The following is a 13,236-nucleotide window of genomic DNA, read 5'->3' as shown; positions in this document are numbered from 1 at the left end:
CGGCCATCGAGGGATGCCCATGAACCTGAATTCCGCGATCCTCCTCGTCATTGCTCTGCCGCTCGCCTCGGCCGGCTGCGGGACCGCACCGGGGGTGGACGACCCGAGCGGTGCGCCGCCGTGCGACGGACCCTCGACGTGTGGAGGCGATCCGGTCCCCGAGTCCGTCTGCCTGGAGCAGCTTGCGAAGGGTCGGTTGGTCGACGGCTGCGGCGTGTTCGTCAACCATCCGTTTTTCGGCGGTGACGACGCGAACCCCGGCACGAAGGACAGGCCGGTTCGTTCCCTCCAGCGCGGCATCGAGCTTGCGCGCACCGGGCGCGGTCGCGTGTTCGCCGCGAGCGATGGCTTCGAGGAGTCCATCACGCTCCCCTCCGGGGTGGATATCTACGGAGGCTTCAATGTCGTCGATTGGGAACCCCTGAGGGAGACTCCACTCCCGGCGCAGGGCATGAGCAAGGTCGATCCCCCCTCGGCCGGGCAGATTGCGCTGATCGTCGAGCCGGCCCGCGCCGGCGACACGGGGGCAGCGGACGGGGTCTCGATCATCGATCACATGTCCTTCCGCAGCCAAATGCATGTCGGGATGATCGTTCGGTCGGGCACCGCGGTGGAGATCGTCGGAAGCTGGATCGAAGCCGACCCCGGAAGGCGGGGCCGCGATGGGGAGAAATGGCCGGGCCGGGCAGCGGAAGGACCGGATGGGCAGTATGGGGGAGACGCGTGCTCCGCAGCGACGGTCCCGGGTGGGGCTCCGCCGGTGAACTCCTGCGAGGGAGGGATCCCGAGCGCCGGTGGCAAGGGGGGCGACGGGCTCGCCGGCGGCGCCGGAGATGGGGAGGACGGCGAGCCCGTACCCGAGCCGAACCCACAGCACGAGGGGCGTGGGGGATCTGGCGACCCGGCAGACGGGGGTTGTTCCAGCGGCACCACCGGGAGAAGCGGCATGTGGGGCGCCGCCGGCGCAGCGGGAAAGGGCCGCGGGCGAATCGATGAGACCGGATGGCACGGCGACGGGGCCGGCGACGGCGACCGGGGGATGCCGGGTCAAGGCGGTGGTGGGGGCGGCGGGCGTCGCGGTGGGCTCGCGGTGTGCGGCGTGGCCACCAAGGGCGGCGCCGGCGGCGGCTCCGGAGGCGCGGGCGGTTGCGGGGGGCGGGGCGGCCGAGGGGGCGGGAACGCCCAACCGAGCATCGCGATCGTGGCGCTCCACGCCAAGGTGACGGTGCGCGACAGCATCATCACGAGCGACGACGGGGGCCAAGGCGGCGATGGCGGGGAGCCGGAAGAAGGCGGCAAAAGCGGCCGAGGCGCTCCAGGAGGCGCCTTGGGGGACGGCATGTGGTCCTGCCAGGGTGGCAGCGGCGGCCCCGGAGGCGACGGCGGCTACGGCGGCCCCGGGCGCGGTGGCGACTCCATCGGCATCGCCTACCTCGACGAGGACCAACTCACGCTGGAGGGGGTCACCTGGGAGATCGGGCTGCCGGGCCCGGGTGGCACGAGTTGGGATTGGTCTGGTGACGTGATCACGGGAGAGGACGGGAGCGCCGTCGAGACGCTGCGCTTCCCTGAGTAGGGTCGACGCAGAGGCTCTGTGAACACACACCGGTGGCGCGTTGGCGGCGACGCGCCCGGGCCTGCGGGACACCGCACGTGAGCCTGAACTCAGCGAGCTAGACGGTCGCACCGAGCTCCAGGAATCTTGCTCCAGGCCGCGGCGCCGAGCCCGCGCTCGAGAGCTCGCCGGCGACAGCCCCGAGCTCGATCTGGCAGTCCACGGCGCCGAGACCTCGCTCGCGGAGCGCGCCGGCGAGGGCCACGAGCTCAGCGGCGTCCACCTCGACCCCCCGGCCGGCCCGCAGGCCGTGGCGCCACGCACCCCAAGCACACCTCTCCGGTTCGGCGACTGTCCGCGCATTGAGGACGGACGACCTGGCGTTCCGGGCGCGATCCAGCGCCGAGCAATGTCCTACCGCTCTGGTGCGGACGCTTGCAGCGGGCGAACGTGCGGGCGAGCGTGCGCAAGCGAGAAAATCGCGGGGTGGAGGGAATGAGTATGAGCGAGAGATCGAGACCGTGGCGACGGAGGACGATCCTTGCGGCGGCTGTCGGCGCCCTGGCGCTTGGCGCGGCGGGGGCCGGGTGTTTGTGGGAGCGGGAGGACCCCACGTTCGGGAGCTTCTGCGCGGCCGCGGTGGGCGGCGAGGAGCATTGTGTTGGCGAGAACCTCGGCCCGGGCGCCGCGTGGAGCCAGGCCGAGAAGGACGGCGCGCTGCCCATCGAGATGTGGGCCACGTGGCCGAACAACAAGACGCTGGATGCGATCGTCGCGAGCGGCACCTCGCTCGACGTCTGGTTCCGCCATGTGGACGAGGCGATCGACTACGTGCGGGACGAGGCGAGGAACGCCGAGTCGCTGCGGGCGACGCTCTCGGGCAAGCTCGAGTCGCTGCTCGACGAGGCGACGGACCGCCAGAGAGCGCTGCTCGCGCAGGCGCCGGTCGACGCGACAGGCAACTTCAAGAGGGCGATGATCGACAAGGCGAGCGCCGAGACGGAGCCGCTCGCCGTCGCGCTCGCGGCCGACAAGCAGGCCATGGCGGTCGTGCAGGCGATCTTCGACCAGGCCCGGAGCGACGCGGCCCCGCTGCGATCGAAGTACGCGGGCGTCGCGGCGCGCTTCGCCGCGTACCGCGCGACCGAGGCGGCGGAGACGGCGGCGTACGCGGCGCTCTCGGAGCAGGCGTCGCGGTCGGACATCGACGGCCTCGACGGCGTGGAGCAGGCGGTGCTCGCGGCGGCGCGCGAGGCGAGCCGGGCGCCCGGCGAGCTCGCCGCGGAGATCCTGAGGTCGTCGGCGGCGCTCCAGGTCTTCGCGGCCTCCTTCGACGAGGCGATGGCGCCGCACCGGGAGTTCCTCGCGACGCACGGCGCGGTCCTGCCGGACATGACCTCGGGGGCGCTGCGGTCGCTGAGCGCGATGCTGGGCTACGCGGATCGGCGGGTCGCCCGGAGCGACGCGACGGCGACGGCGCTGCTCGGCGGGATCGCGTTGCGCCGGCAGGCGCTCCGCGTGTTGCGGATGGACGAGGGGGCGCGCGAGGCGATCGCGCGGTCGCGGACCCGGAGGGCGTCGGAGACCTTCGGGGAGCGTGCGCGCGCGCAGGTCGCGGCGCTGTCGGCGGCGCCGCCGGTGAGCGAGAAGCTCGGGCTGCCGCTGCTGGCCGAGCGGTGCGGGGAGCTGGCGGGGCTCGTGCAGATGCGGCCGTTCTGCGGGGCGGCGGGGTCGTCGTGGCGCGAGGCCGGGTGCGCGGCGCTTCGGGAGCGGTTCGACGACGCGGAGGCCGAGCTCCGGACGGGCCTGCCGCGGAAGATCGCGGAGGGCCTCGCGGCGCTGCGGGAGAAGGGGATGGTCGCGGCGGCGCTCGACGCGGCGCAGGCGAGGCTCGACGCGGGCGACGTGAAGGGCGCCGCGGTCGCGTATGACGCCGCCGTGCGCGGCGCGGAGGGGACATGAGAGGCTCGAAGGACGTTGCGCGGCGTGGCTGGGGCGCCGCGGCACTGCAGAAGCTCGTCGCGCTGGTCACCGTGGCGGCCGTGGTGGCGCCGTCGTTCGCGTGGGCTGGCACGCCGTACACCCTCGACTGGGTCTCCACCCAGTTCAACCCGGGGTGTCTCACCCCCGAGCTCGCCAACCCTGGAGCGCCGTACTTTCGCGTGAACGATACGCCGCTTCCCACCTACGAGGTTCCGGGCGAGTTCGCGTTCCATGACGACGGCTCGGAGAGCAATCGGATGGAGGCGGCGTTCGATTCGGTGTTGCTCGGGATGGGCATGAACGACTTCCACTTCCGCGCCAGCAGGGAGGGGGGCGACAACACCTGCGTCAACGCGCGCGAGGTGGTGAACCTCGTTTCGGTGCCGCTCGGGCTGAACAAGCCGCTCTTCGACGTCCGTCGCCGCGGGGTGGCGTTCTCCGGCGACACGACCCTCGACCTGAGCCTCGCGGAGATCAACCCGGCGCTCGCGCGCGACATCGAGATCCTGCTCGCCGACATCGCCAAGGAGCGCAAGGCGCTCGTGGCGAACGCCCCGCGGGTGGCGCGCCTGGCGGAGAAGATGGACCTGCTCCAGCAGCTCGACACCGAGCTGAAGGACCTGGTCAGCCGGCCGCTGGACGAGATCTCGCGGACCGATCTCGACGCGATCCTCGACCGGTACAAGGACGCGGTCGGCGCGGAGACGCGGGCGGCGATGGAGCAGCTCGTCGACGACCTGAAGAAGAGCGTCAGCGATCTCGAGGACGAGCTCGCGCGGCTGATGGACGAGTTCGGCGCGCAGGCGGACGAGGTGGCGGACCTGGCGACGCAGGACGCGCGCGCCGCGGGGTGGAACCCGGACGACGCGGGGGCGTACGCGCTCGGGGAGAGCGAGGTGCCGTGGGTCGAGGTGCCGGACATCGCGGACGTGGACGGGGCGTTCGACGAGGGGAGGGACCCGTACGCGGCGTACGCGGACGCGGTGATCGCGGCGCTGGAGGCGGACGTGAGCGGCCGGGTGGTGGTCCTTCGGGCGGACTTCGTGGCGAACGTGCGGGCGTGGCGGGCGAACAGCGCGGCGCTGGAGATCGCGCTGCGCGACCGGATGGGGGTGTCGCTCTCGGAGACGAACGCGTTCCTGAAGGCGCAGAACCGGATCACCGGGTTCGTGCGGCAGTTCATGGATGCGTCGGACTGGTTCGAGGACTCACCGGTGCCGCCGGACCTGCGGGCGCAGGTGGACAGGGTGCTGAAGCCGAGGTTCGATGTGCTCGCGGATCAGATGAAGGACAGCCTGAACCAGTGGAGGGGGGACGGGCTCGACCTGGAGCAGACGCAGCTCTACCAGACGATCAGCGCGTTCGCGGGGGCGATGTCGACGGTGGGCGAGGGCTTCGAGGCGTACGCGGAGGTGATGCAGACGCTGGTGCACGCGACGACGCGCATCGGGGTGGGGTTCGTGCCGGTGGTGGGACCGGCGCTCGACCTGTGCGAGGCCGTGACGGGCAAGGAGTGGTGCCTGCCGGCCGGGCGAGAGCTCAGCGACGAGGAGCGGATCTTCTCGGGGCTGGGCTTCGGGCTCGGGGCGGTCGGGCACGTCTGGCACGGCGTCGCCGCCGCCGGCGCGCTACCGCCTCGTGGGATCCGGATCGCTGGGGAGATCGCAAAGGTCGATAAGGTCGTTGTCAAGGGGTTCGAGGTATGGAGGCTCCGCGGGTTCAAGACGCTGAAAGGGCACGTCACGGAAGCCGGGTTCAACACCTTCGAGAAAACGGCGATCAGCTTCATGACCCGCGACGAGCGGGCGCTCCTCGGCGTCGGCGACGGCGGCGTGCGTAAGATGCTCAACCTTCCAGACGAGTCGCTCCCCGGCATGTCCGGTGGGAAGGCTCCTGACTTCGTGACGGTGTCCCGCGGGCAGAAGCTGATCGTGAGCGAAGTGAAAGGGGGCAACCCGGTTGAGCTAGACGATGTGTTCAAGCAGTTGTCGAACGGGATGGAGGGGCTACGGAACAAGGGGGTCGCGGGGGATGTCGAGCAGGTCGAGCTCATCATGACGCGCGGTGCGAAATTCAAGCCGAAAGATACCTATGCCGTCAAGGATGGGTACCTCTTCAACACGAAGACGCGCAAGAAAGTGACCCTGAAAGGATTCAATCACCCCATCAAGGTGACCCAGCTATGAGCGAATCAGGACCGTCGTTCTTCGCCTGGTGTCACGCGGCAGAGACGCTCGACGCGTTCCTGGCGGCGCTGCCGGCGCTCATGCATCCAGGGACTCGTATCAGCATGATGACGGACGATGGTCTATTCTACACGACCTCCATGGACGAGGCGGTTGCGATGAACCGCGCCGAGTTTGCCGCAGGTCCTTCCGCTGGAGCAGGCCTCGACGTCATGCTGACCGGCTCCAAACGTATCTTCGGCTGCAGCTGCCACTGTTACACCGAAGAGGCCGGCCGTGACATTTCGGCCGGACCCATCCACATGACCACGTGCGACCAGCGTAGGTTTCTCTGCTCTTACCTCGAGCTCGCCTGGGGCAGGGGCCCGCGCTCGATCGAGGCCGAGGCCGCGGTCGCGTGGCACCTGCTCCGGGACGACCTCGAGGACCTCCTGCTCCGCCTCTGCGCGCCGGACGCGAGCGGCCGCGTCCGCACCGGCGCGTGCACGAACGGGGGAGACTGGATCGCACCCGTCCGCATGTGCGCGACGTACAACGCGGACGCGCGGGACATCGCGCGCGATCTCGCCCTGTCGTGGCTACAGCGCCACGACAAGGAGATGGTATCGCGCAACGCGGGCCTGTCCCTGGAAGCGCTCCACGCGCGCGTCGACGCCGCGCCGGCTGGGGCGCGCGTCCCGCTCAAGGGCGGCAGCGAGCGCGCGCACGCGCTCTCCCGCGAGACCGTCCTCAAGGCGCTGGCAACGCCGCCCGCCACCCTGCTGGAGGCGCTCGAGGCCGCGGCGGCGCCCGACGACGCGTGGCGCGCCGCCGAGCCGCGCGCGGGAGAGATCCTGGCGCTGACGAGCCAGATCGCGGAGACGGGCGAAGGCCCGCCCACGTGGCCGGTGCACACGGACACGCGTGCCCACGTCCGCTTCCTCCGAAAGCACGCGCCTTTTCACGTGCGCCGCCTCGCGGGCGGCGGTGTGATCCTGGCGACCCACCCGTTCCGCTCGCTCTGGCCGCTCTGGGTCGACGCGCTCTTCTCGCTCGGGCTGATCCCTGACCCAGCAACCTCATGAGGGTGATCCAAGGATGAAACCAGGGCCGTATTTCTTCGCCTGGTGTGACGAGGCAGAGCGGGGCGACGCGTTCGCGGCGGCGTTGCCGGCTCTCGTTGCACGAGGGAGTTATATCAGCGTGAGGATGGGCTCCGACGTGGATCGCTCGGTGAACTTCGTGGACGAGGCGGTCGCGATGATCCGCGCCCACTTCGGACGCACCGACGCCGAGACCTACTTCGCCATGGAGCTCGACGACCGACGCACGTTCTATGGCCACTATCGCTGCTTCACGGGCAAGAGCGAACGTCTCAAGCCACGGGGCCCCATCCACATGGTCCCTGCCAGCGCGGCGGACATTCTCCCGCTGGAATTGTACCCCGCCCTGGGCAGCGGCCCGCGCTCCGTGGAGGCGGAAGCCGAGCTCGCGTGGCACATCGTGCTGGATGACCTTGAGGACCTGCTGCTCCGCGTCTGCGCGTCGGACGCGACCGGGCGCGTCTCGACCGGCGGCTGCACGAGCGCGTGGACCTGGCTCGCGCCGGTCTCGATGTGCGCGACGTACCACGCGAACGCCGGCGACATCGCGCGCGATCTCGCCCTGTCGTGGGTCAGCCTCCACGATGGCGAAAGCGTCTCGCGGATCGCGGGCCTACCGGCGGAGGCGCTCCGCGCGCGGGTGGAAGCCGCGCCGGCCGGGGCGCGCGTGGTTCCGTCGGACAAGAGCGGGCGCTCGATCCCGCTCTCCCGCGAGACCGTCCTCAAGGCGCTGGGCCTGCCGGGCTCCGCCCTGATCGAGGCGCTCATCGCTGCGGCGGACGTGCCCGACGAGGCGTGGCGCGCCGCGGAGCCACGCGCCGAGGAGATCCACAACCTGACGGTGCAGGCCAGGGCGCGCGGCGAGCAGTTCACGCGCGGCGGCGGGTCCCTCACCTGGGTGGAATTGACGGGCGAGCACGTCTACTTCCTGGTGGATCACGCCCGGTTCCACGTCCGGCGCCTCCCGAACGGTGGCATCTTGCTGGCGACCCACCCCTACCGCACGCTCTGGCCGCTCTGGGCCGACGCGCTCTTCGCGCTCGGCCTGATGTCATGACAGAGGCCGCGCATGCTCTCTGTTCTCCGGGCGTCGCACCCGGGCGCGCACGCGCTGGACGGCGCACCCCTCCCTGAGCGCGCGGAGCGCGCGATTAGGGAGGGGCGGGCCGCGCGCAGGCGCGAAGCGCCGAGCACGGACCGGGGGTGGGCATCCACTCCGTCGAGACGCTTCGGTTCCTTGAATAGCCGGAGTCACGTCATGGGAGAACGGCACGGACCTCCACGACGGCTACCACGATTGCAGGAAGGCAGGCAGCGAAGCGAACCGCCGTGACGCCAAGAAACCATGGGAGTAGGAGGGGACATGCCGGGACGGCCCTCCCGCTCTCCTCTTGGCGATCTCGGCGGCTTTTCTGCTGATCGGGGCAACATCCAGCAGTCGTGCTACGACGAAGCTACGGGCTCCGAGTTCACGGGCCAACTCGCCAGGAAGCTCATGGCCCAGGCGACCATGGCGGCCGGCGGCTCGCCGTCACCGTCCCACGAGGCGACCAGCGCTTCGAGCGCGCGCGTGGCAGCTTCGAACTCGCGCTTGGCAGCGATGCCCCATGGAGTCATCGGCGGCTCAAGGAGCACGCGAATCTTCGCGAGCGCCTCGATCAACTCGTCCTTGCGAAGGACTCCATCCGTCTCCACCACGCAGTAGCAAGAACCGCTCTGCAGCTCTCGCATCAGGGGCCACAAGATGCAGTAGAGCGCCGTGAGCACCGCACCCAGGGGAACCGCTACGGATCCACCAAAGTCCAGACCTGTATCCGACCTCCTCCGTGATCTCCTCGCTGAGACCGGCTGCACGGACTGGATCGATTTTCCCCATAAACTCAGTCCGGAGCGGCATCTTGATGGTGAGAGGACAGTACCACTCATTGACGCCGCCCGGACCCCTGTGCTTGAAGTTCAGGTTGGCCTTGGCCTCTTGATACCCGCCGGCCTTGCCCCGGCCGTCATCCTTGACGGTGGTGACAAACGGGAAATCCTCCGAGCTGTCGCTGTCGCTCGGTCTCTCCCTTTCGTCTTCGAGTTCCCACTCGTTGCACGCGATCTTGCGCTCGCCGCCACCCTGCGGGTCGGCCCCGAAGTCACCGGATGCGGCGGATCTGTAGATAGGGCGGGGCTCCGAGCCTGGACCGGCACCTGCGCCCGAAGTTCTTTCCCCGACAGGATAGCAGTCTCCTATCGTTCAGTTGCACGCCGTCAGCACCCAAACCGCGATGACCAAGATCAATAATAGAACTTTTCTCACGTTCATTTCTCAATCCATCGAAGCACAGGACCAGCAACGACGACGACGGACACATAGCCCGGGAGCACCAGGCTGCCCCGACCGACCCAATCCACGTTGACGCTCACCGACACCCCAGCGGTCCGGCGACGTACGCGTTGGTCTGCGCGTGGCCGCCTACGGCCAAGCCACCGACGCGGCCGCACAAGGTGACGCCGCACGCCGGCATGACGTAGAACGCGACAGTCGGCCCCGCGCTGACGTTGCCGTCCTTCCACGCGTACCCGATGTCGACCGAGGTCTGGTTGTAGACCCCGGGCCCGTCCTCCTGGGTCGGGGGTAGGATCGTGCACAGGTCGTGCACCGTGAACAGGATGTCTCGCTGGATGGGCCACGATATGCCCGCGTGCGGCCCCACCGCGAGGCGCGGAATGGTACCGGCCTGGAGCCACCCGAGGCTCACACCGGCGCTCAGTTCGTACGCTCTCGCTTGCGTCGGTACGACGACGAGCGGGGGGACGACCAGGACCACCCATGGGCTCCGCCGGCTTCCAGTGCCCATCATCCCCCTCTCCGTTCTCCTCAACGAACGAGCAACGTGGCGACGCGGGCGATTCTTCTGATAACAGGGATCCAGCCGTCGTTCGGTCTTCCTATCCGCCGCCCGCGCGCAAGGCCTCGGGCAATGGCCATGAGCGGGTCGCATGGAGTCGTGACCGATCGTGACAGTGTCACACCCGCCGCGCCGTGGCGCACGACCTCAACCTGGGTCGGGTCTGCTCCCTGTCCTTCGCTTCGGCCAGCGTTGGCCTACGATCCCGTGGCTGCTGGAAGGATTCGTTGCGAGGGGCGCGGCAGCGAGCCCCTCGGAGCGAGGCCGCGAACCTGGTGAACAAGGTCGCGCGGACTCGTCGAGGGGTGCTCTCGGCGCCGGACTACGGGTAGAGCTCGGAGCTCGCGATGATGCCAAAGGCCGTCGAGCCGCCCGTCGCCAGGACCTGGCCATTGCCGAGCAAGGTCGTGGTGAAGGCCACCCGCGCCTTGCTGAGCGAGGGGGCGAGCGTCCAGGCGTCAGCGACGGCGTTGTAGACCTCGGTGCTCGCCAGGTAATTGCTGTAGAGGTCTCCCCCTCCGGCTATGAGCACCTCGTCGTTCGCGAGCAGCGTCGACGCGCCCCTGTAACGCTCGGTGCTCATCGACGCGGCGGGCGTCCAGACATCGTTCGCCGGATCGTAGAGCTCGGCGCTCGACAGGGGATTGCCGCCAATCCCGCCCGCCACCAGCACCTGACCGTTGGCGAGCCGTGACGCCATGTGGAGCCAGCGCCCCGCATTCATGGGGGCCATCATGCTCCAGCTGTTCGTCGTGGGATCGTAGATCTCGGCGCTCGCCAGGTTGGAGCTGGCGTTGTTGAGCCCGCCTGCCACCAGCACCTCTCCGTCCTGGAGCAGCGTCGCGCTGTGGTACGCGCGCGCGGTGTTCATCGGTGTGGCGTAGCTCCAGGTGTTCGTCGCCGGATCGAAGAGCTCGACGCTCGCGAGATAGCCTGTCGGACCGCCTCCGCCCGCAACGAGCACTTTGCCGTTGGACAGCACGATGGCCGTGTGGCTCTCCCGAGCGGCGTTCATCGGTCCGGCGGCTTGCCAGAGGTTCGTCGCCGGAGTGTAGACTTCGGCGGTCGCGGTCGTCTTGGCGGAGCCGAAGCCGTCGGTGCGCCCGCCCGCGGCGAGCACCTTGCCGCTCTGGAGCAGCGACGCAGTGTGGCGGGCGCGGCCCAGGCTCAGCGCGCCCGCGGTGCCCCAGACGCCGCTCGCCGAGTCGTAGAGCTCGCTGCTCGTGAGGTGCGTGAACGAGGTCCCTTGCCCTCCCGTGACGAGCACGTTGCCATCGGCGAGCTTCGTCGCCGTGTGCTCGGTCCGCGCGGCGCTCAGCGCGTTCGTGGGCGACCAGAGGTCCGCGTCGTAGATCTCGCTGGTGCCATCGGTGGCGCCGAAGTCGTTGACGCCGCCCGCGACGAGCACCTTACCGCTGGTGAGCGGCGTCGACGTGTGGTCGTAACGCGAGGTGCTCATGGATGCCGTCGTGGACCAGGTGTTGGTCAGCGGGTTGTAGAGGTCCACGGTGCTCGAGGTCGAGCCGGGGGGGAAGTAGGGGAAGCCGCCCTCGACGATCACCTTCCCGCTCGGCAGCAAGGTGGCCTGATGGCGATAGCGGCTCACGCTCATCGACCCGGACGCCTTCCACTTGTTGGTTGACGGCGTGTAGATCTCGGTGGTCGCGTCCAGGGCCGAGTTGCCGGTCGTGCCGCCCGCGATGAGGACCTTGCCGTTGGCGAGCAGCGTCGCGGTGTGGAAGGCGCGCGCGTTGGCGAAGGGCGCTCCGGCCGTCCATACGTTGGTCGTCGGATCGTAGAGCTCCGTCGACGCGAGCAGGCCCCACGTCTGGCCGCCGACGACGAACACCTTGCCGCTATGGATGCCGTTCTGGAGCAGCGTGGCGGTCTGATAGACGCGGCCCACGCTCATCAGGGCACCGGCCGCCCAGCTGTTCGTCGCCGGATCGTAGATCTCGGTGGTCGAGAGAGCGGCGGTCCCGGTCGTCGAGCCGCCCGCCACCAGCACCTTTCCGTTGGGGAGCAGCGTCGCGGTGTGATTCCACCGCGCCGCCAGGAGCGAGGTCGCCGCCGAAAAGAGGTTCGTCGCCGGATCGTAGAGTTCCACGGTCGACAGGCCGGTTGTGGCCCCGAAGCCACCGACGACCAGCACCTTGCCGTTCGGCAGGATCGTCGCGGTGTGCAGATGGCGCGCGGTGATCAGCGTCCCCGCGCTCGCCCAGTGGTTCGTCGCCGGGTCGAAGAGATCCGTCGTCCCGAGGACGGTGCTGGAGCGGATGCCGCCGACCACCAGCACCTTGTCGTTCTGGAGACGCGTCGCGGAGTGGCTGCTGCGCGTCGCGCTCATATTCGTCACCGGGGTCCACGCCGGATCGACGAGCACCTCTTCACCGCCGGCGTCGACCGAGAGCTCGATGCGGGCGTCGCGCACCGCGAGGTGCGCTTTGACCTCGCGGCCTCCCGCGACGTACGCGGCCGGCGCCGTCACCCGGAGCCGTGTCAAGCCGCCGGCGTCGAGGATCTCCACCGCGTCGTCGTGCTGCTGCAGCGTCGCGCCGGTGACCTCCCACGCGGCCACCGTCTCGCCCGTGCGGGCCACCCCGGCGTCGAGGTGCAGCCACTCCTCCATGCCCGAAGGCACGGCGGTCCAGAACGAGGTACCTCCGGCGCGTCGATACGAGACCGCGTGGTCGGTCGGCTGGCCCTCGCCCACCACATCGAGCTCGCGCACGCTCACCTCGAACTCGCTGTCGATGCGCAGGCGAACCGCGTCGGCGCCGTCGCGCGGCAGCGTGGCCACGAGTTTGTGCGGGGACGCGTCGCTCTCCGCGGCTCGCCGCGTGAAGCCCTCGCCGGTGGCGACGAAGGAGCGCTCTTGATCCAGCACCATGCCGGCCTGATCGGGGAAGCGGAGCCGGAGCGACGAGCCGGCGGAGCGCTCGGGCTCATCTCCGCCATCACTCATGCACCCTGGAGCCGCGGTGAGCAGCGCGAGCAGGGTGACAGACAGTACGGGGGTACGAGGAAACGACATGAGAAGCTCTCCTGTTGGAGGGTTGGCGTACATCGAGCCACGAACGTCGCCGCGCCATCGGACGACTGACCCGATCCCCGACGGAGGGGCGACGGGATTGGACGTTCGTCTATGGCCAGTTTGGTCGGTTGCTGCCCAGACCTACGCGCGGGGGAGGCTCTGGTTTCACGGAAGCCCGCGGGCTCTGTCGCGAGCCCGCAGATTGTGGCGTGGAGGCGGCCCCACGCGCCCAGGGGCGATCTCATGCTGGACGGCAGGATTACGTCGACGTCTCCTACCAGCCGGAGGACCGGTCCGCGGTCGAGGCCATCGCGGCGCGAGCACGCGCAGGCCCGCCAGCGTGGTGTAGACAATATACCACAGCCGAGTGAACTCGTTGGATCTGTTGGTTTTTATAGGCAGATCAGTGGATCGTACTTTTGGACGTTATGTCGACTGCCGGTCGTTGGCCGTTCGTCTCGACCACGTGTGACCCCAGCTGCTTGCCGCTCTGCCCCGACCA

Annotated in this window: 9 protein-coding genes; 5 read left to right on the top strand and 4 right to left on the bottom strand. The window is 69.6% G+C overall.

The genetic code is table 11. The features are described from left to right. Window positions 1-19: 19 nt before the first annotated feature. Window positions 20-1,576, top strand: coding sequence for a hypothetical protein (locus WMF36_RS28255; RefSeq protein ID WP_437573868.1), 1,557 nt, complete (start codon window positions 20-22; stop codon window positions 1,574-1,576). 97 nt (window positions 1,577-1,673) lie between these two features. Here the strand turns inward: WMF36_RS28255 and WMF36_RS28250 are convergent, their stop codons facing one another. Continuing rightward, window positions 1,674-1,838 carry a hypothetical protein gene (locus WMF36_RS28250; protein WP_437573867.1) on the bottom strand — a complete coding sequence of 55 codons (165 nt, stop codon included), beginning with the start codon at window positions 1,836-1,838 and terminating at the stop codon, window positions 1,674-1,676. A gap of 218 nt (window positions 1,839-2,056) precedes the next feature. Here WMF36_RS28250 and WMF36_RS28245 point away from each other — a divergent pair, with 218 nt between their 5' ends. From WMF36_RS28245 to WMF36_RS28230, 4 genes are read left to right on the top strand one after another with little or no spacing between them, the layout of a single operon-like run. Further along, window positions 2,057-3,517 (top strand): hypothetical protein, encoded by a 1,461-nt coding sequence (locus tag WMF36_RS28245; protein ID WP_437573866.1) that lies wholly within the window; start codon window positions 2,057-2,059, stop codon window positions 3,515-3,517. After that, window positions 3,514-5,724 carry a hypothetical protein gene (locus WMF36_RS28240; RefSeq protein ID WP_437573865.1) on the top strand — a complete coding sequence of 737 codons (2,211 nt, stop codon included), beginning with the start codon at window positions 3,514-3,516 and terminating at the stop codon, window positions 5,722-5,724. Before WMF36_RS28245 ends, WMF36_RS28240 begins: the two co-directional genes overlap by 4 nt. Beyond that, window positions 5,721-6,788, top strand: coding sequence for a hypothetical protein (locus tag WMF36_RS28235; protein ID WP_437573864.1), 1,068 nt, complete (start codon window positions 5,721-5,723; stop codon window positions 6,786-6,788). The genes WMF36_RS28240 and WMF36_RS28235 overlap by 4 nt, the downstream gene beginning before the upstream one ends. Window positions 6,789-6,801: 13 nt before the next feature. Further along, window positions 6,802-7,863: a hypothetical protein gene (locus WMF36_RS28230; protein ID WP_437573863.1), complete on the top strand. Its 1,062-nt coding sequence runs from the start codon at window positions 6,802-6,804 to the stop codon at window positions 7,861-7,863. 386 nt (window positions 7,864-8,249) lie between these two features. On the opposite strand, the gene WMF36_RS28225 is transcribed toward WMF36_RS28230, so the two are convergent. The 3 genes from WMF36_RS28225 to WMF36_RS28215 form a co-directional block, all read right to left on the bottom strand. Then, window positions 8,250-8,573 carry a hypothetical protein gene (locus WMF36_RS28225; protein ID WP_437573862.1) on the bottom strand — a complete coding sequence of 108 codons (324 nt, stop codon included), beginning with the start codon at window positions 8,571-8,573 and terminating at the stop codon, window positions 8,250-8,252. Between the two features lie 638 nt (window positions 8,574-9,211). Then, on the bottom strand, window positions 9,212-9,550 hold the full coding sequence (locus WMF36_RS28220; RefSeq protein WP_437573861.1) for a hypothetical protein: 339 nt from the start codon (window positions 9,548-9,550) through the stop codon (window positions 9,212-9,214). A 472-nt stretch (window positions 9,551-10,022) separates the two neighbouring features. Beyond that, window positions 10,023-12,734, bottom strand: a complete 2,712-nt coding sequence (locus tag WMF36_RS28215) for a kelch repeat-containing protein (protein ID WP_437573860.1) — start codon at window positions 12,732-12,734, stop codon at window positions 10,023-10,025. Between the last annotated feature and the right edge of the window lie 502 nt (window positions 12,735-13,236).

It is taken from the genome of Sorangium sp. So ce887 (assembly GCF_051521455.1).
Lineage (GTDB): Bacteria > Myxococcota_A > Polyangia > Polyangiales > Polyangiaceae > Sorangium.
Note: the sequence above shows the minus strand (reverse complement) of the source record. Positions and strands in the feature narration are given on the sequence as shown.

Coding starts and splice junctions, on each gene's coding strand:
- WMF36_RS28255 (WP_437573868.1), top strand. CDS start 20: ATGAACCTGAATTCCGCGATCCTCCTCGTCATTGCTCTGCCGCTCGCC.
- WMF36_RS28245 (WP_437573866.1), top strand. CDS start 2,057: ATGAGCGAGAGATCGAGACCGTGGCGACGGAGGACGATCCTTGCGGCG.
- WMF36_RS28240 (WP_437573865.1), top strand. CDS start 3,514: ATGAGAGGCTCGAAGGACGTTGCGCGGCGTGGCTGGGGCGCCGCGGCA.
- WMF36_RS28235 (WP_437573864.1), top strand. CDS start 5,721: ATGAGCGAATCAGGACCGTCGTTCTTCGCCTGGTGTCACGCGGCAGAG.
- WMF36_RS28230 (WP_437573863.1), top strand. CDS start 6,802: ATGAAACCAGGGCCGTATTTCTTCGCCTGGTGTGACGAGGCAGAGCGG.
- WMF36_RS28215 (WP_437573860.1), bottom strand. CDS start 12,734: ATGTCGTTTCCTCGTACCCCCGTACTGTCTGTCACCCTGCTCGCGCTG.